Raw genomic sequence first — 17,714 nt, forward strand, 5'->3', positions numbered from 1 at the left:
GGGAGTCCGCCATGTCCGTACCCACCGCTGTCGCCGCCCCGCTGCCCGTCCTCGGCCGTGACGTCACCGTCCCGCTGGTCACCGGCGGCGAGGTCACCTACGCCGCGCTCGACTACGCCGCCAGCGCCCCCGCCCTCCAGCGGGTCTGGGACGACGTGGCCGCCTACGCCCCGTACTACGGCAGCGTGCACCGCGGCGCCGGGTACCTGTCGCAGCTCTCCACCGACCTGTTCGAGAACGCCCGGCGGACCGTCGCCGAGTTCCTGGACTGCCGGGACGAGGACCAGGTGGTCTTCACCCGGTCCACCACCGACTCCCTCAACCTGCTCGCCGCGGCCCTGCCCGCCGGCTGCCGGGTCTTCGTCTTCGAGACCGAGCACCACGCCTCCCTGCTGCCGTGGCGCGACGCCGAGGTGACCTGCCTGGACGCCCCGCGCACCCCCGCGCAGGCCGTCGCCACCCTGGAGCGGGCCCTCGCCGCCCGGGAACCGCACGGCCCCGCCCTGGTCTGCGTGACCGGCGCCTCCAACGTCACCGGCGAACTGTGGCCGGTACGGGAGCTGGCCGCCGTCGCCCACGCGCACGGCGCCCGGATCGTCCTGGACGCCGCCCAGCTCGCCCCCCACCACCCGGTCAGCGTCCAGGACCTGGACGTCGACTGGGTCGCCTTCTCCGGACACAAGCTGTACGCCCCCTTCGGCTCCGGGGTGCTGGCCGGCCGGGCCGACTGGCTGCGCGCGGCCGAGCCCTACCTCGCGGGCGGCGGCGCCAGCCGCAAGGTCGCCCGGCGCGCGGACGGCGGAGTGGACGTCGAGTGGCACGACAGCGCCGCCCGCCACGAGGCCGGCTCGCCCAACGTCATCGGCGCCTACGCCATCGCCTCCGCCTGCAAGGCGCTCACCGAGGTTGGGTTCGACACGCTGGTCGCGCGGGAGCGGCACCTGATCGAGAAGGTGCGGGACGGGCTCGCCGGGGTGCCCGAGGTGCGGGTGCTGTCGCTGTTCGGGGACGACGCGCCGCGGGTCGGGGTGCTCTCCTTCGTCGTCGACGGCTGGAACAGCTCCCACTTCGCCGCCGCGCTCTCCGCCGAGTACGGCATCGGCGTCCGCGACGGCCTGTTCTGCGCCCACCCGCTGGTGCGCACCCTGCTCGGCGGCGACCCGCAGAGCCAGGGCGAGTGCGGGGCGCCCGAGGCCGCGCCCGGCGAGAAGTCCCTCAACGCCATCCGGGTCAGCTTCGGCGCGGGCACCCCCGACGAGCACGTGGAGCGGTTCGTGACCGCCGTCGGGGAACTGGTGCGCGACGGCGCCGCCTGGCGCTACCGCACCGAGGACGGCCGCTGCGTGCCCGACACCTCCGCCGCCGCGTGAGCCGGTAGCCGGGAGCCCAGCAGGATCAGCCGCAGCGCCCGCTCGGTGGCGTCCGTCAGCAGCTCCGCGCCGCGCGTCAGCGCCTCCGCCAGCGCCATCGGCGCGGGCAGGATGCCATGGCAGGCGTCCACCCCCGGCACCTCGTGCGCGCCCTCGCCGAGGGTGCCCGCCAGCGCCAGCACCGGACGCCCGTACAGCTTGGCGCGGCGGGCCACCTCGGCCGGGATCTTGCCGCGCGGCGTCTGGTGGTCCAGGGCGCCCTCGGCGGTGAGCACCAGGTCGGCACGGGCCAGCCGGGCGTCCAGGCCGACCTGGTCCCACAGCACGTCGAAGCGGGGGAGCAGCCGCGCGCCGAGCGCCGCCAGGCCGGCGCCGAGCCCGCCGGAGGCACCGGTGCCGGGGCCGGTGCGCAGGTCGGGGACGGGCGGGCGGAGGTCGCGGGTGAGGACGTAGGCCCAGTTCTCCAGGGCCGCCGAGAGGTGCTCGACCTGGGCCGGGGTCGCGCCCTTCTGGGGGCCGAAGACCCGGGCGACGCCGCGCTCGCCGCACAGCACGTTGAACGGGTTGCAGGCGACGAGCAGGTCGGCGTCCCGCAGCCGGGGGTCCAGGCCGGACGGGTCGATCCGGGCGAGCCGGGTCAGCTCCCGGCCGCCGGGCGGCAGCGCGAACCCGTCCGCGTCGAGCAGCCGGGCGCCGAGCGCCTGGAGCGCGCCCGCGCCCCCGTCCGAGGTGCCCGAGTCGCCGCAGCCGACCAGGACGCGCCGCGCCCCGGTGTCCAGCGCGGCGCGGATCAGCTCCCCGACGCCGTACGTGGTGGTGGCGCCGGGGTCGCGCAGGGCGCGGGGTACCAGGGCGAGTCCGGCCACCGCGGCCATCTCCACCACCGCCGTGTCCCGGGCGCCGAGCAGCGCGAAGTGGGTGCCGACCGGCTCGCCCAGCGGACCGGTCGCGGCCAGCGCCACCAGCCGGCCGCCGGTCGCCGCGGCCAGTTCCACGGCGGTGCCCTCGCCGCCGTCCACCAGCGGCACCCGGTCGATCGCGGCGTCCGGCAGCACCCGGCGGACCCCGGCCGCGATGGCGTCGGCGGCGGCCCGCGCGGAGAGCGACTCCTTGAAGCCGCTGGGGGCGACGACGACTCGGTTCAGGACGGGGTGCGGCACGGCGGGCTCCTCAGCGGGTCAGGGGGACGCCGAGCAGCGGCCAGACCGCGGCGGCGAAGAACAGGACGAGCGCGGCGGTCAGCGGCGCCAGCACGGCGGAGAGCCGCAGCAGGTCGCGCGGGGCGTAGGTGGGGACGCCGGGGACCTCGGCGAAGAGGGTGACCGGTTTCGCGGAGGCCGGCAGGGTGTGGCAGAAACCGGCCGCGGCGGTGGAGGCGAGGGCGGCGGAGACCGGATTGACCCCGGCCCCGGCGGCAGCGGCGATCACGAGCGGCACCAGCACCGAGGAGCGCGCCGAACGGGACTGCAGGACCAGGTGGGCGGCGGTGCTGACGACGACCACGACGGTGAGGAAGACGGCCGGTCCGAGGTCCGGGGGCAGCCCGGACACCAGCCAGGCCGCGGCGCCCGAGTCGGCCAGCGCCACGCCCATCGCCATGGTCGCCGCCATGAACAGCAGCAGCGACCAGGGCACCGTCCGCAGGGCGTCCTTGAGGCGTACGGTGCCCAGCGCCGGGGAGGCGGCGACGACCGCGCCGATCAGAGCCACGACGGCCGGCGGCACCCCGTGCAGGGGCTCGCCGCACCACAGGGCGACCACCGTGGCCAGCAGCAGGGCGCAGCGCTTCTCGCCCTGCGTCCAGGGGCCGGTCACGGGGGAGTCCGCGTGCCGTTGGATCTCCTTCGGGGTGACGCGTACCGGACCCTTGCGGTCCGCCCGCCGGGTCGAGGTGAGCAGCACCGCCTCGGCGGCCAGGTGGGAGGAGACCACCGCCAGCGGCAGGCCCGGCAGCAGCCACTCGGTGAAACCGATCCGGTCCCCGGTGGCCTCCCACAGCACCGATACGGTGATCAGATGAGCGCCCGCGCCGATCAGGGTCGCCACCGCCGACAGAAGGATCACGGTCGGGAACAGCAGTGCCAGCATCACGACCAGTCGCTCCCGGTCGGCCAGGGCGTGGGCGAGGGCGAGGAACACCGGCAGCGCGAGCGCCGCCCGGCCCGAGGTGGCCGGGACCGCGAACGCCGTCACGACCAGCGCGGCCGTGACCAGGTGCGCCAACTGCCGTACCGAGCGCGCCCCGCCGACCAGGAAGACCGCCGCCCGGCCCGCGAGGCCCGTCCGGGTCACCGCCGCCGCCAGCACGAAGGCGCAGATCAGCAGCCACACGGTCGGCTCGCCCAGGGCGCCGAACAGGGTGTCACTGCTGATCACCCCGGTGACGGTCAGGGCGAGTCCGGCGCCGAGCGCGATGTACGTGTCGTCGACCGGGGTGCCGATCCAGGCGCAGGTGGCCAGCGCGAACACGGCCAGGGTGAGCCGCGCGTCGCCGCCGAGCGAGGGGAGGGCGCCGGGCACCGCCAGCACGGCGCACAGCGACAGGGCCGCGCACAGGACCGCGGTCGGTCGGAGGTTCGCCGTCACGTCATCGAGGGTTCTCCCGGGCGGTGAGCCGCCGATGAGCCGTACATGAAGGAGAGTTCACCGGGCCGGCAGCCGGTACCCCATGCCGCGGACCGTCTCCACCGCCTGCGCCCCCAGCTTCTTGCGCAGCGCCCGCACGTACACGTCCACGATGTTGGAACCGGGGTCGAAGTCGTAGCCCCACACATGGGAGAGGATCTGCTCGCGGGAGAGCACCTGCCCCGGATGCCGCAGGAACAGCTCCAGGAGCACGAACTCACGGGCAGTCAGATCGACCGTGCGGTCACCGGACCGGGCCCGCCGGGTGCGCAGGTCCAGGCCGACCGGCCCCGACCTCAGCACCGTCACCTCCGGCGCGCGGGCCGCCGTGCGCAGCCGGAGCCGGACCCGGGCGAGGAGTTCCTCGAAGCGGAACGGCTTGGTCATCCAGTCGTCGGCGCCGCCCTCCAGGCCGGCCACCGTGTCCCGGACCGAGTCCCGGGCGGTCAGCACGATCACCGGGGTGGTGACCCGGGCCTCGCGCAGCTCGCGCAGGACCGTGAAGCCGTCCCGGCCGGGCAGCCCGATGTCCAGGACGACCAGGTCGAAGCCGCCGGTCAGGGCGTACGCGCTGCCGCTCTCGCCGTCCGCGACGGCGGTGGTGGTGAAGCCGTTGGCGCGCAGGCCCTTGGTGACGAAGGACGCGATGCGTTCCTCGTCCTCGACGATGAGGATGCGGTTCATGGGCGTGTCTCCTCCAGGGAGAGGGTGAAGGTGGCGCCGCCGCCGTCGGTGTCGCGCAGCAGGACCCGGCCGCCGTGGCCCTCCGCGATCGCCTTGACGATCGACAGCCCGAGCCCGGCGCCCGAGCCGCGCGCCCCGCGCCGGGCGGTGCCGCGCCGGAAGCGTTCGAAGATGACGCCGGCGTCCTGCGGCCGGACGCCGGTGCCGGAGTCGGCGACGTACAGCTCGACGCGTCCCCCGGCGAGCCGGGAGCCGATGCGGACGCGCTGGCCGGGGGCGGTGTGCTGCACCGCGTTCTGCGCGAGCTGCACCATGGCCTGGGTGACGCGCTGGGGGTCCAGCAGGGCTTCCCCCTCGGCGACCTCGGCCAGCACCCAGTCGCGGGCGCCGAGGGTGCGGGCCTTGACGTAGACGTCGGCGGTGAGTTCGGCGAGCTGGACCGGCTCGGGGGCGACGAAGTCCGGGCGTTCGGCCTTGGCGAGCAGCAGCAGGTCCTCGACGATGCGGCTCATCCGGTCCAGTTCGTCGGTGACCAGCCGGACCGTCTCCTCCCGCTCGGCCGGGTCGTCGCCCATCAGCTCCAGGTGGCCGCGGACGATGGTGATCGGGGTGCGCAGTTCGTGCCCGGCGTCGTCGACGAACTCGCGCTGCGCGGCGAACGCCCGCTCCAGCCGGTCCAGCATCGCGTTGAACGTCCCGGCGAGCGCGGCCACGTCGTCGCGGCCGCGCACCGGGATACGGCGGGTCAGGTCCTGCTCGGTGAGCTGGGCCGCGGTGGTGCGCACCAGGCGGACGGGGGCGAGGATGCGGCCGGCGACCACCCAGGCGATGCCGGTGGTCATCAGCAGGGCGACGCCGGAGATGGCGAGCAGCACCCGGAAGACCTCGTCGGCGCGGGCCTTCTCCCGGCCGGGGTGGAAGGCGACCACGAACGCGGCGGCCGGCTCCCCGCCGTAGCGGGCGACGGTGACCTTGGCCCAGCGGATCTCGCCCTCGGGCCGGGCGAGGGTGCCGGTGGCGTGCCAGGAGCCGAAGATGTGCCGGCGGGCGTCGGGGTCCTTGTGCAGGGGCAGGCCGACGGGGATGTCGCGCTGCTGGATGATCTGCGCGGGGTCGGTGCCGGGGGCGCCGACCAGGCCGACGAGTTCCTCGTCCAGATCGGCGTACTGCCGTTGCAGGAAGACCCGCAGCAGCCGGTCCGGTTCGGTGAACGGGCGGCCGGTGGCCGGGTCGAAGCCCTGCTCCTCGAAGTTGGCGAACTCACCGGCCTCCTGCGCCAGCAGGCTGCCGATCCGCCGGTCGGTGTCGCGCAGCAGGATCGACCGGGTGGTCGCGGCGACCGAGCCGAGCGCGACGGCCATCACCAGCAGCAGCCAGAGCAGGATGCGGACCCGCGCGGAGACCCGCCGGGGCTCCCGGTCAGCCGTCGTCACCGGCGCCGTCGTCGCCCGCCGGGCCGTCCCCGTCGCCGCGGCCGGGGGAGTCGTCGTCATCGTCGTCGTCCGGGGGGCTGTCGGTCACCGGGGGCCGGGAGACCACCTCGTCGCCCGGGGCCGGCCCGGAACCGGTGGCGGAGGCGGACGGGGACCCGGTGGCCGGCGGGGGCGTGGCGGTGGGGGCGGGGGTCGGCGGCGGGGAGCCGCTCTCCAGCTCCACCGACGAGGGCGCCCCGGGCTCCCGGGGGCGGTCGGTGAGCGCGAAACTGGTCGCGGCGATGCCGAGGGGGATCAGCACGACGGCGGCCAGGGCCGCCATCCGGCGAGTGAAGACCATGGCCGGGATCGTGCCCCCGCCGCCCGGCGGCCCGGATGAGGCCCGGATGAAGAACTCCTCATCCCGGGCGGCGCGACCGCGCGGCCCCGGGCGTCAGCTGTCCAGGCCGATGGCGAACGCCGCCTCCAGGTCGTGCTGCGAGTACGTGCGGAACGCCACGTGCGTGTCCGTGCCCTCCACCCCCGGGATCTTGCTGATCCGCCCGGGGATGACCTCGGCCAGCTCCTCGTGCTCGCGGACCCGGACCATGGCGATCAGGTCGTAGGTGCCGGTGACGGAGAAGACCTCGCTGACGCTCTCCAGCGCGGCGATCCGCTCCGCGATCTCGGGAATCCGGTCCACGCTGGTCTTGATGAGGACGATCGCGGTGATCACGGCTGGTTCTCTCCCTCGGGGGCGGGCGTAGGGGCGGACTTCACTCTAGCCCGCCGCCCGTGCGCCACCCACGCGCAGAGGAAGCCCAGGCCGAAGCCGACCAGGTGCGCCAGGTAGGCCACCCCCGGACCGTCCCCGGCCCGCCACGCCGACAGCCATTGCAGCGCCGCCCAGAAGGGCAGCACCACCCATGCCGGGAAGCGCAGCGGCATGAACAACAGGAACGGCAGGAGACTGGTCACCCGCGCCCGGGGGAACAGGTACAGGAACGCGCCGAGCACCGCCGAGATCGCCCCGGAGGCGCCGACCAGGGACTGCCGGGAGTCGTCGTTGGCGATCGCGTACCCGAGCAGCGCCAGACAGCCGCAGCCGAGGAAGAACAGCAGGAACCGGACGCGGCCCATCCGCTCCTCGGTCATCGCCCCGAAGACGTAGAGGAACAGCATGTTGCCGAGCAGGTGCACCCAGCTCCCGTGCACGAACAGGGCCGTGACCGGGGCCAGCAGGGCGCGCGGCGACCCGTCGAACAGCTCCGCGGGGATCACGCCCCAGTGCCGGAAGTAGGCGCGCTGCGCGGCGAGCAGTTCGTCGCCGGAGCCGTTCGACGGGTCCAGGCCCGCGGCGGGAGAGACCAGGAAGAGCAGACAGCACAGGACGATCAGCCCGTGCGTCACCGGCGCGGAGCCGCGGGCCGGGCGGCGGTTTCCGGCCGTCCGCGCCGCTCGCGGTGTCCGGCCCGCGGACGAGTCCCAGTTGCGGATCATGGGAACAGAGCATGGCGTAACGGGACACGGGCGGACGGATCGCCTCGCCGCCGTGGACGGACGGGCGGCCGGTACCCGCCAGGCCGTAGGGTTACGAGCCACACGCACCGGGGAGTCCGGCGCGTCGGGCGACACTGGAAGAGAGCGAACAGCCACGATGACGGTTCCCCAGCCGACCGGCACGACGCGGTGGCGCTGCACCCTCTGCGGCAACCTCACCCGTTTCGACGTGACCCGCGCCTCCAAGGTCGTGGAGTACGTCCACCTCGACCTGGCCGGTGAGCCGACGGTCGAGGAACGCGAGGTGCTCAGTGAGACCATCGAGTCGGTGCGGTGCCGCTGGTGCAACGCCGTGGACCAGGTGGAACTCGTGGACAGGCCGGGTGCCGGCTCCTGAGGGGAGCGGGCCCCGCACAGGCATTGGGGTGACGGATGGCGGAGACACACGGCGGGGGGCCGGGCGACGGCGCCGCTGAGGTGCTCGACCGTCCGCTGCCCGACGGGGTGCGGCGCAGGGTCGTGCAGATCGCCGCGGACGGCTTCGGCGGCCTGACCCTCGCGGAACTCCCCGCGCAGCTGCGGCAGTACGCCCGGTTCACACCGAGCCGCCGGGCCAAGTTCGCGGGCAACGCGATGGCCGCGGCGCTGGAGACGGACGCGCTGTTCCGCCAGCGCATCGGCGAGAAGCTCAGGGAGACCCAGGCCGAACTGGCCGAGGCCCTGGAATCCGGGTCCCCGCCCCCGGCCGCGGACCCGCTCGACGTGGCCGCCGCCGCCTACGTGCTGCGTCCGGCCGGCTGGGTGAAGCTGGTGGCCGCCGCCGGCGAGGAGGCCCAGCGGGCCGACGCCGAGCGCGCCGACGAGGAGACCCGCGCCGAGCTGGACCGGCTCCGCGCGGAACTGGAGCGCGCCCGGGGGCACGGCCGCGAGGAGACCGAGCGGCTGCGCGGCGAGCTGGACGCCGCCCGGAAGGAGGCGGAGTCGCTCCACCGCAAGCTGCGCGGCGCGCTGAGCGACGTCAAGCGCGGCGAGGCGGCGGTGCGCAAGATGCGCGCCGAGCTGGACGCCGTACGGGCCGAGGGGCAGACCCGGGTGTCCGCCGCCGAGAGCGAGACGCGGCGGCTCAAGGCCCGGCTCGGGGAGGCCGAGGCCGCGCTGGAGGCCACCCGCAAGGCCGCCCGCGAGGGCCGCAGTGTCGAGGACATGCGGGTACGGCTGCTGCTCGACACCCTGCTGGAAGCGGCGCAGGGGCTGCGCCGGGAACTGGCGCTGCCGCCGGTCTCCGTGCGCCCCGCCGAGACCGTGGACGCCGTGGAGCCCGGCCGGATGACCCCGAAGGACATCGCCGCCCGCGCGCTGTCCGAGCACGACCCGGCCGTCCTCGACCAGTTGCTCGCGCTGCCCCAGGCCCATCTGGTCGTCGACGGCTACAACGTCACCAAGACCGGCTATCCGCAGATGCCCCTGGAGAAGCAGCGGCTGCGGCTGCTCGGCCAGCTCTCCCAGCTCGCCGCGCAGACCGGCGCCGAGGTGACCTGCGTCTTCGACGGGGCCGAGCTGGTCGCGCCGGTGCTGCTCGCGCCGCCGCGCGGGGTCCGGGTGCTGTTCTCGAAGCCGGGGGTCACCGCCGACGAGCTGATCCGCCAGCTGGTGCGGGCCGAACCGCCGGGCCGGCCGGTCATCGTCGCCTCCACCGACCGCGAGGTCGCCGACGGGGTGGCCCGCGCGGGGGCCCGCCCGGTCGCCTCGGCGATGCTGCTGAAGCGGCTCGCCTGACCCGTGGCCTGACACAGGGTCAACCAGGCGTCACCACCGGTGAGTCCGAGGTAAAAGATGCGGTCGGTGACCGGGTTTTTCCCGGGAAGGATTTGAACTGATCACGGATGGGTCACTAGGGTCTCGCTTCGAACCCTAGAACGGGTGATCACTCACACGAAGGAGTTCGCCTCCCGTGGCGTCCCACCGTCGACCCAAGCAGCCCAGCCGCGCGCGCGTCACCGTGCTCACCACCGCAGCCGCCGCCGCTGTCGTGCTCAGCTCCCAGGCCGCCAACGCCGCTCCCAGCGAGAAGCAGAGCAAGGACGAGGTCAAGGCCAAGGTCGACAAGCTCTACGAAGAGGCCGAGCAGGCCACCGAGAAGTACAACGGGGCCAAGGAGAAGCAGGAGAAGCTCCAGAAGGAGATCTCCACCCTCCAGGACAACGTCGCCCGCGGCCAGGAGGAGCTGAACGAGCTGCGCGACGGCCTCGGCACGATGGCCAGCGCCCAGTACCGCACCGGCGGCATCGACCCCTCGGTGCAGCTGTTCCTCTCCGCGGACCCGGACGACTACCTCGACAAGGCGTCCACGCTGGACCAGTTGAGCGCCCAGCAGGTCGACGCGCTCAAGGAGATCCAGGAGAAGCAGCGCGACCTCGCCCAGCAGCGCGAGGAGGCCGCCGAGAAGCTCAAGGACCTCTCCGCCACCCGCACCGAGCTGGGCAGGAAGAAGCAGGAAGTCCAGAGCAAGCTCTCCTCGGCGCAGAAGCTGCTCAACAGCCTCACCGCCGCCGAGAAGGCCGCCCTGGCGCAGGAGGAGCAGCGCGCCACCCGCAGCAGCGAGCGCGAGGCCCTCTCCGGCTCCACGGCCTCCGCCTCCGGCCGCGCCGGCGCCGCCTTCGCCGCCGCCCAGCGGATGATCGGCACCCCGTACGTCTACGGCGCCACCGGCCCCTCCAGCTTCGACTGCTCCGGCCTGACCTCCTGGGCCTACGCCCAGGCCGACGTCTCCATACCGCGGACCTCCGAGGCCCAGTCACAGATCGGCACCCGCATCACCAGCGTCAGCCAGCTCCAGGTCGGCGACCTCGTCTTCTTCTTCAACGACCTGCACCACGTCGGCCTCTACGCCGGCAACGGCCAGGTCCTGCACGCCCCGCGCACCGGCACCGTCGTGCGGTACGAGTCGATGAGCACCATCGGCGGTCCCTTCATGTGGGGCGTCCGGGTCTGATCCGTGGGACGGGTCCGCCCGTCCCGATCAACCCGACATGCCGCCCGAACGGGCGAATCACCGCACCGTGTTGTGACCCGGCGCCCCGCCGCTGACCTGCGTCAGCGGCGGGGCGCCGGGCCGCGCGGACGCCGAGGTCGTTGGTGGGTGCCCCGCCGCGGGACTACTGTCTGCCGCGTTTCCCCGTCCGCCAGCGGAAGGAGTGCGGCTTCCCGTGGGGTCCCATCGCCGCCTTGCACCGACCGGTCTCGACCGGGGCGCCACCGCCGTCGCCGGTCTGCTGTCCGCCGCCGCCGCGGTCCTCGGCGCCGTACCGGCGTCCGCCGCGCCGCTCGACGACACCCGTGCCGCGGTGGACCGCCTGCACCGCGAGGCCGAGCAGGCGACCGAGGCCTACAACGAGGCCGACGAGCGCACCGACGCCCTGCGCCGGCGGGTCGCCGCCGTCCAGGAGAGCATCGCCCGCGGGCAGCAGCGCATCAACTCCATGCGGGACGCGCTCGGTTCGCTGGCCGGCGCCCAGTACCGCACCGGCGGACTCGACCCGTCCGTCGCGCTGCTGCTCTCCGCCGACCCGGAGGACTACCTCGACAAGGCCGCGACCCTCGACCGGATCGGCGCCCACCACGCGGGCGAACTGCGCAGGCTCCAGGGCGCCATGCGCCGGCTCGCCCAGGACCGCGCCGAGGCCGGCCGCACGCTGGACCGGCTGAACAAGGGGCTGCGCGCCGTCTCCGCCCACAAGAAGACCGTCGAGCGCAAGCTCGCCGAGGCCCGCCGCCTGCTCAACTCCCTCCCGGACGCCGAGCGCGACGCCTACGGCCGCTCCTCCCGCTCCGGCCGCGCGGACCTCACCGGCCCGGAGCACACCGTCCCCGCCTCGGGCCGCGCCGCGTCCGCCGTCGCCGCCGCCCGGTCCGCCGTCGGCAAGCCCTACGTCTGGGGCGCCAACGGCCCCTCCGCCTTCGACTGCTCGGGCCTGACCCAGTGGTCGTACGCGCAGGCCGGGGTCGCCCTGCCGCGCACCTCGCAGGCGCAGGCCGGCGCCGGGCAGCGGGTCTCCCTCGCCCAGGCGCGCCCCGGGGACCTGGTCGCCTACCGGAACGACGCCAGCCACATCGGGATGTACGTGGGCGACGGGCAGGTCGTCCACGCGCCCTACCCGGGGGCCCCGGTGCGCTACGACCCGGTCGGCATGATGCCGATCTCCTCCGTCACCCGGCCCTGACGGCCGCCGCCCCGCGCCCCGTACCCTCGGAAGGTGGCTGGTCGCGGGCGGGACGTACGGGATTCCTCGGTGGTGGTGCTCTGCCTGCTGCTGCTCGTCGCGCTGACCGGCTGCGGCGGCGGAACGGACACCGCCTCCCTGCGGGCCGACGTCCAGCGGGTGCTGGACCGGCGGGCGGCGGCCCTGCTCGGCCGGGACGCCGCCGCGTACGCCGCGACCGGCACCCGGACCGGCTTCGACCGGGTGGCCGAGGTTCCGCTGGCCGACTGGACCTACCGCGTCACCGGCCTGGAGCGCACCGGCTCCACGGCCACCGCCGACGTCGACCTGCGCTACCGCCTCGCCGGCTATGACGCCGGGGCCCTCCGCGCCCGCCGCACCGTCCGCCTGACCCGCGCGGACGGCGCCTGGCGGGTCACCGCCGACCGGCCCGCGCCCAAGGCCCCCCGCCAGCCCTGGGACCAGGGCACGGTCCAGGCCGTCCGCGGCGCGCACAGCCTGGTCCTCGGCATCGGCCGGGCGGACGCGGCGCTGCGCGCCTACGCCGGGCTCGCCGACCGCGCGGTGCCGGCCGTCTCCGCCGCCTGGGACGGCGACTGGCCCCGGCGGGTCGTGGTGATCGTGCCCGGGTCGCTCGCGGCGATGGCGGAACTGCTCGGCTCGCCCGCCTCCTCGTACCAGGGCATCGCGGCCGTCACCACCGGCGAGTCCGGCGCCGGCGCCCCCGCCGACCGGATCGTGGTCAACCCGGAGGCGTACGGGCTGCTCGGCACGGTCGGCAAGCAGGTGGTGCTCACCCACGAGACCACCCATGTCGCCACCCGTGCCCACACCGGCGCCGCCACCCCCCTCTGGCTGTCCGAGGGGTACGCCGACTGGGTCGGCTACCGCGGCACCGGGCGCGCCCCCGCCCGGATCGCGCCGGAACTGGCCCGCGCGGTGGCCGAGGGCCGGGTGCCCGACGCGCTCCCGGCCGACGACGACTTCGGTTTCACCGGCGACGCCACCGAACTGGCGCGGGCGTACGAGGGCGGCTGGGCGGCCTGCCGGCTGATCGCCGAGGAGTGGGGCGAGGACCGGCTCGACGCGTTCTACCGGGCCGTGGGCGCGCACGGGCGGCGGGACGGGGCGGTGGCGGACGCGATGCGCCGGGTCCTCGGGACGACGCCGGAGGACTTCACCCTGCGCTGGCAGGCCCGGCTGCGGACGGAGCTGTCCTAGGGCCGGGGCTCAGGGCGGGACGGGCGTCCCGTCGGCGTGGGCCGGGGGCCGCTCGGGCAGCGGCGCGGGCGCCGGACGCGGCACCGTCTGCCGCCACAGCACCCGGGCCGCGCAGACCGCCGCCGCCACCAGCAGGCCGTTGCGCAGGAACATCAGGGTCAGGCCGAGCGCGTCGCTGGCCACCACGTGCGCGAACCACAGCGGGAACTCCAGCACCGTCACCGCGCTCGCCGCCAGCACCAGCGCGACCGGCACCCCCATCCGGCTCGCCCGGAAGCAGAGGCAGACGGCGCCGATCCCGATCAGCCACACCATGTACTGCGGGCTGATCACCCGGCTGGTCACCGTGAACAGCAGCACCGCCACGAAGGCCGCGTCCGCCGCCGTGCGCGGCTCGAACCGCGTCGCCCGCAGCCGCCACAGCAGCAGCCAGCCGAAGGCCATCCCGGTCAGCGTCAGCGCGGCCGTGCTCACCCAGTCGACGTACGGGCCGAGGAACTCCACCGAGCCGTAGTTGAGCAGGACCTGCCCCTCCCAGCCGTGGTTGCGGGCGACGTGGAAGACCAGCGCGCCCAGCGACTCCACCTCGGTGCCCCGGTCCCGCTGGAACGTCAGGAACGCGAACGCCCCCGGCATCGCCAGCGCGAACGCGCCCGCGAGGGCCACGCCGGTGACCACCGCGGCGGCCCAGGCGGAGCGCCGCCGGACGCCGAGCAGCACCAGGGCCGGCCACACCTTCAGCAGCGCGCCGAGGGCCGCGAGCGCCCCCGCCACCCGGGGGTGCCGGGCGGCGGCCACCAGCGCGGCCACGGCGACCGCGGTGACCATCAGGTCGTAGCGGGCGTACACCGTCGGGCCGAGCAGCGGGACGCCCGCCACCCACACCCAGGGGCCGCGCAGCGTGCCGCCCGTCCGCAGGCCCGCGCGCAGCAGCAGGCCCAGCACCGCCAGGTCGGCCACGCAGACCAGGACGAAGAAGGCGGTCGCGTAGTCCAGGAAGGGCAGCAGGGCGGGGGAGAGGATCGCCGTCGCGGCGGCGGGCGGGTACTGCCAGGTGACGTCGTTCAGCGGAAACGTTCCGCTGCGCAGGACGTCGTACCAGCCCCGGTAGATCACCGATACGTCGCTGGTCACGTCGGGACCGGGGAAGACCCATACCTTCAGGACCCACAGGAGCAACACCAGCCGGGTCGCGCACCAGGCCACCGGAAGCCATGCCAGGGACCGCCCGGCGTTCGACGTCTCCACGAATCCCCTGCCCGCCCGCTCGCTGCCGTCCGACGATCTCATGATGTCCCGAACTGCTGTGTGTCTGCCACACGCCCAGCCGGAGGCTGCTGTGAACGGGGGCTTCGATAGGGTCTCGGGCGATGCACAAGACCTTGATCGTGACGAACGACTTCCCGCCCCGCCCCGGCGGCATCCAGGCGTTCCTGCACAACATGGCCCTGCGCCTGGACCCCGAGCGGGTCGTCGTCTACGCCTCCACCTGGAAGCGCACCCGCGAGGGGGCCGAGGCCACCGCCGCCTTCGACGCCGAGCAGCCCTTCACCGTCGTACGGGACCGTACGACCATGCTGCTGCCGACGCCGGGGGCGACCCGGCGGGCGGTCGGGCTGCTGCGGGAGCACGGCTGCACCTCGGTGTGGTTCGGAGCGGCGGCACCGCTCGGGCTGATGGCCCCGGCCCTGCGCCGGGCGGGCGCCCGGCGGATCGTCGCCACCACCCACGGGCACGAGGCCGGCTGGGCCCAGCTCCCCGCGGCCCGGCAGCTGCTGCGCCGGATCGGGGAGGCGACGGACACGGTCACGTACCTGGGGGAGTACACGCGCTCCCGCATCGCGGACGCGCTGACCCCGCAGGCCGCCGCGCGGATGACGCAGCTGCCGCCGGGCGTCGACGAGAAGACCTTCCACCCGGGCAGCGGCGGGGACGGGGTCCGCGCCCGGCTCGGGCTGACCGACCGCCCGGTCGTCGTCTGCGTCTCCCGGCTCGTCCCGCGCAAGGGCCAGGACACCCTGATCAGGGCCATGCCCCGGGTCCTGGCCGCCGAGCCCGACGCCGTGCTGCTGATCGTCGGCGGCGGCCCCTACGAGAAGGACCTGCGCCGCCTCGCCGACGACACGGGCGTCGCCGCGTCCGTCCGCTTCACCGGCTCCGTCCCCTGGTCCGAGCTGCCCGCCCACTACGGCGCCGGCGACGTCTTCGCGATGCCCTGCCGGACGCGCCGCGGCGGCCTCGACGTGGAGGGACTCGGCATCGTCTACCTGGAGGCGTCGGCGACGGGCCTGCCGGTGGTCGCGGGGGACTCGGGCGGCGCGCCGGACGCGGTGCTCGACGGGGAGACGGGCTGGGTCGTACGCGGTACCTCGGTCGAGGACACCGCCGACCGCCTGGTCACCCTCCTCGCCGACCCGGAGCTGCGCCGCCGGATGGGCGAGCGGGGCAGGCGGTGGGTCGAGGAGAGGTGGCGCTGGGACCTGCTGGCGGAACGGCTGAGGACGCTGCTGTAGGTCGACGGCCCGGGGGGCGAGGGGAACCGCGCGGCCGGCCGCGCCCGGCGGAGGGCCGTGCACCGGCCGCACCCCGCGCCCTACTTCGCGTAGATCGCCTCGATATCGGCCGAGTAGTCCCGCGCGACGATGTTCCGCTTCAGCTTCAGCGACGGGGTCAGATGCCCCGACTCCTCCGTGAACTGCCCCGGCAGCACCCGGAACCTGCGCACGGACTCCGCCTTGGACACCGCCGCGTTCCCGTCGTCCACCGCCGACTGGATCGCCGCCAGCAGATCCGGGTCCTCGCGGAGCGTCTCCGGGGTCGACCCGGCCGGCTTGCCGTGGTCGGCGCACCAGCGCGCCAGGAACTCCTCGTCCAGGGTCACCAGCGCCCCGACGAACGGCCGCCCGTCGCCGACCACCATGCACTCCGCGACCAGCGCGTGCGCGCGGATGCGGTCCTCGATCACCGCCGGCGCGACGTTCTTGCCGCCCGCCGTCACCAGGATCTCCTTCTTGCGGCCGGTGATCCGCAGATAGCCGTCCTCGTCGAGGGTGCCGATGTCGCCGGTGTGGAACCAGCCGTCGGCCAGCGCCTCGGCGGTCGCCTCCGGGTTGTTCCAGTACTCCTTGAACAGGTGCTCCCCGTGCAGCAGCACCTCCCCGTCGTCCGCGATCCGCACCACCGAGCCCGGCAGCGGCTGCCCGACCGTGCCGATCTTCTGCCGGTCCCAGGGGTTGAAGGCGGTGGCCGCGCAGGACTCGGTGAGGCCGTAGCCCTCCAGCACGGTGAAGCCGATGCCGCGGAAGAAGTGGCCGAGCCGCTCACCCAGCGGGGCGCCGCCCGAGATGGCGTACTCGCCGCGTCCGCCGAGGACCGCGCGGAGCTTGCCGTAGACCAGCTTGTCGAAGACCTTGTGCTTGATCCGCAGGCCCAGGGACGGGCCCGCCGGGGCGTCCAGCGCGCGGCTGTAGGCGATGGCGGTGTCGGCGGCCCGGTCGAAGATCCGGCCCTTGCCGTCGGCCTGCGCCTTGGCCCGCGCCGAGTTGTACACCTTCTCGAAGACGCGCGGCACGCCCAGGATCAGCGTCGGCCGGAACGACGCCAGCTCGTCGGTGAGGTTCTTGATGTCCGGCAGACAGCCCAGCTTGATCGGCGCGAGCATCGGCGCGACCTGCACCAGCCGCCCGAAGACGTGCGCGAGGGGGAGGAAGAGGAGGACGGAGCACTCGCCGGTCCGGAACAGCGGGCGCAGCCGCTCCACCACGTTGCCGCATTCGGCGAAGAAGGAGCGGTGGGTCAGGACGCAGCCCTTGGGACGCCCGGTGGTGCCGGAGGTGTAGACGATGGTCGCCGGATCGTCGGCCTTCGCCACCGAGCCGCGCTCCTCGACCGTCTCGTCCGTGACGCCCTGGCCCAGCCGGCCCAGTTCCTCCACGGCCCCCGCGTCGATCTGCCAGACGTGCTTCAGGGCGGGCAGCGCCTCGCGCACCGACTCGACCACGGCGGCGTGCTGGGCGGACTCCACGACACACGCGGTGGCACCGGAGTCGCCGAGTATCCACCGCACCTGCTCCGGCGAACTCGTCTCGTACACCGGCACGGTGACCGCGCCCGCGCTCCAGATCGCGAAGTCGAGCAGCGTCCACTCGTAGCGGGTCCGCGACATCAGCGCGACCCGGTCGCCCGGCTCGACGCCCGCGGCGATCAGGCCCTTGGCTGCGGCGTGCACCTCGGCGAGGAAGTCCCGCGCGCTCACGTCCCGCCAGCCGCCGCCCGTCCGGCGGGAGATGACGGCGACATCGGGATGCTGCGCGGCGTTCCGGCGGACGATGTCGGTCAGATTGCCGTCCGCGGGGACCTCGTACAGAGCGGGAAGGCTGAACTCGCGCAAGACTGCTGCTCCTCATAGGGCGCCGGCGCCACGACGTTGTGTGATGCGACGGTGCGGTCCATGGCTGGGGCGGGTGCCCGGGAGTACCTGAGAGACGGGTACGGGATTCCTGAGCACCGACTGGACTGCCTGGACGTTACCCGCCGGTATGGCGTCTTCGACAGGGGGGCCCGGCGAGATGTTCGCTGCGTCACACAGCTGCTGTTATCTGCGCGCACAGTAGTCGACACGCCGACCGACCAGCCAGTAACCGCAGGTCCGCCCGCCGCCTGTTCACCGGGACCGCGCTGCT

The 17,714-nt window shown here is 74.6% G+C and carries 16 protein-coding genes; 7 read left to right on the forward strand and 9 right to left on the reverse strand.

The annotated features are described in order from the left end of the window. Positions 1-11: 11 nt before the first annotated feature. Positions 12-1,370 carry an aminotransferase class V-fold PLP-dependent enzyme gene (locus tag Sdagh_RS31750; protein WP_190077371.1) on the forward strand — a complete coding sequence of 453 codons (1,359 nt, stop codon included), beginning with the start codon at positions 12-14 and terminating at the stop codon, positions 1,368-1,370. Here Sdagh_RS31750 and Sdagh_RS31755 read toward each other — a convergent pair. The 7 genes from Sdagh_RS31755 to Sdagh_RS31785 form a co-directional block, all read right to left on the reverse strand. Beyond that, positions 1,319-2,530 (reverse strand): glycerate kinase, encoded by a 1,212-nt coding sequence (locus Sdagh_RS31755; protein WP_190077370.1) that lies wholly within the window; start codon positions 2,528-2,530, stop codon positions 1,319-1,321. The genes Sdagh_RS31750 and Sdagh_RS31755 overlap by 52 nt on opposite strands. Before the next feature lie 10 nt (positions 2,531-2,540). After that, on the reverse strand, positions 2,541-3,956 hold the full coding sequence (locus tag Sdagh_RS31760; protein ID WP_190077369.1) for an SLC13 family permease: 1,416 nt from the start codon (positions 3,954-3,956) through the stop codon (positions 2,541-2,543). A 57-nt stretch (positions 3,957-4,013) separates the two neighbouring features. Continuing rightward, complete coding sequence (locus Sdagh_RS31765) at positions 4,014-4,679, reverse strand: response regulator transcription factor (protein WP_189413498.1); 666 nt, start codon at positions 4,677-4,679, stop codon at positions 4,014-4,016. Then, positions 4,676-6,112 (reverse strand): sensor histidine kinase, encoded by a 1,437-nt coding sequence (locus Sdagh_RS31770; RefSeq protein ID WP_226535999.1) that lies wholly within the window; start codon positions 6,110-6,112, stop codon positions 4,676-4,678. The genes Sdagh_RS31765 and Sdagh_RS31770 overlap by 4 nt, the downstream gene beginning before the upstream one ends. Beyond that, positions 6,099-6,452 carry a small secreted hydrophilic protein gene (locus Sdagh_RS31775; protein ID WP_189413502.1) on the reverse strand — a complete coding sequence of 118 codons (354 nt, stop codon included), beginning with the start codon at positions 6,450-6,452 and terminating at the stop codon, positions 6,099-6,101. Before Sdagh_RS31775 ends, Sdagh_RS31770 begins: the two co-directional genes overlap by 14 nt. A gap of 93 nt (positions 6,453-6,545) precedes the next feature. Further along, a complete protein-coding gene (locus Sdagh_RS31780; RefSeq protein WP_189413504.1) occupies positions 6,546-6,827 on the reverse strand; it encodes an Lrp/AsnC family transcriptional regulator in 282 nt (93 codons plus the stop codon). After that, entirely contained in the window at positions 6,824-7,591 is a 768-nt protein-coding gene (locus Sdagh_RS31785; RefSeq protein ID WP_190077368.1) for a rhomboid family intramembrane serine protease, read from the reverse strand. Before Sdagh_RS31785 ends, Sdagh_RS31780 begins: the two co-directional genes overlap by 4 nt. 157 nt (positions 7,592-7,748) lie before the next feature. Here Sdagh_RS31785 and Sdagh_RS31790 point away from each other — a divergent pair, with 157 nt between their 5' ends. From Sdagh_RS31790 to Sdagh_RS31810, 5 genes are all read left to right on the forward strand, one after another. Beyond that, the gene (locus Sdagh_RS31790; protein ID WP_189413508.1) at positions 7,749-7,988 is read left to right on the forward strand and encodes a hypothetical protein; all 240 of its coding nucleotides are present in this window, start codon (positions 7,749-7,751) and stop codon (positions 7,986-7,988) included. A gap of 35 nt (positions 7,989-8,023) precedes the next feature. Next, on the forward strand, positions 8,024-9,367 hold the full coding sequence (locus Sdagh_RS31795) for an NYN domain-containing protein (protein WP_189413510.1): 1,344 nt from the start codon (positions 8,024-8,026) through the stop codon (positions 9,365-9,367). A 175-nt stretch (positions 9,368-9,542) separates the two neighbouring features. Continuing rightward, entirely contained in the window at positions 9,543-10,583 is a 1,041-nt protein-coding gene (locus Sdagh_RS31800; RefSeq protein WP_189413512.1) for a C40 family peptidase, read from the forward strand. Between the two features lie 214 nt (positions 10,584-10,797). After that, positions 10,798-11,811, forward strand: a complete 1,014-nt coding sequence (locus Sdagh_RS31805; RefSeq protein ID WP_189413514.1) for a C40 family peptidase — start codon at positions 10,798-10,800, stop codon at positions 11,809-11,811. Positions 11,812-11,844: 33 nt separating this feature from the next. Then, the gene (locus Sdagh_RS31810; RefSeq protein ID WP_190077367.1) at positions 11,845-13,032 is read left to right on the forward strand and encodes a hypothetical protein; all 1,188 of its coding nucleotides are present in this window, start codon (positions 11,845-11,847) and stop codon (positions 13,030-13,032) included. A 9-nt stretch (positions 13,033-13,041) separates the two neighbouring features. Here Sdagh_RS31810 and Sdagh_RS31815 read toward each other — a convergent pair whose 3' ends face one another. Then, the gene (locus tag Sdagh_RS31815; RefSeq protein WP_372478485.1) at positions 13,042-14,322 is read right to left on the reverse strand and encodes a glycosyltransferase 87 family protein; all 1,281 of its coding nucleotides are present in this window, start codon (positions 14,320-14,322) and stop codon (positions 13,042-13,044) included. Between the two features lie 80 nt (positions 14,323-14,402). Here Sdagh_RS31815 and Sdagh_RS31820 point away from each other — a divergent pair, with 80 nt between their 5' ends. Further along, a complete protein-coding gene (locus Sdagh_RS31820) occupies positions 14,403-15,545 on the forward strand; it encodes a glycosyltransferase family 4 protein (protein ID WP_190008137.1) in 1,143 nt (380 codons plus the stop codon). A gap of 80 nt (positions 15,546-15,625) precedes the next feature. Here Sdagh_RS31820 and Sdagh_RS31825 read toward each other — a convergent pair whose 3' ends face one another. Further along, positions 15,626-17,422, reverse strand: coding sequence for an AMP-dependent synthetase/ligase (locus Sdagh_RS31825; RefSeq protein ID WP_189413520.1), 1,797 nt, complete (start codon positions 17,420-17,422; stop codon positions 15,626-15,628). Positions 17,423-17,714 lie beyond the last annotated feature (292 nt).

This window comes from Streptomyces daghestanicus, assembly GCF_020521275.1.
In the GTDB taxonomy this organism is placed as follows: domain Bacteria; phylum Actinomycetota; class Actinomycetes; order Streptomycetales; family Streptomycetaceae; genus Streptomyces; species Streptomyces griseoviridis.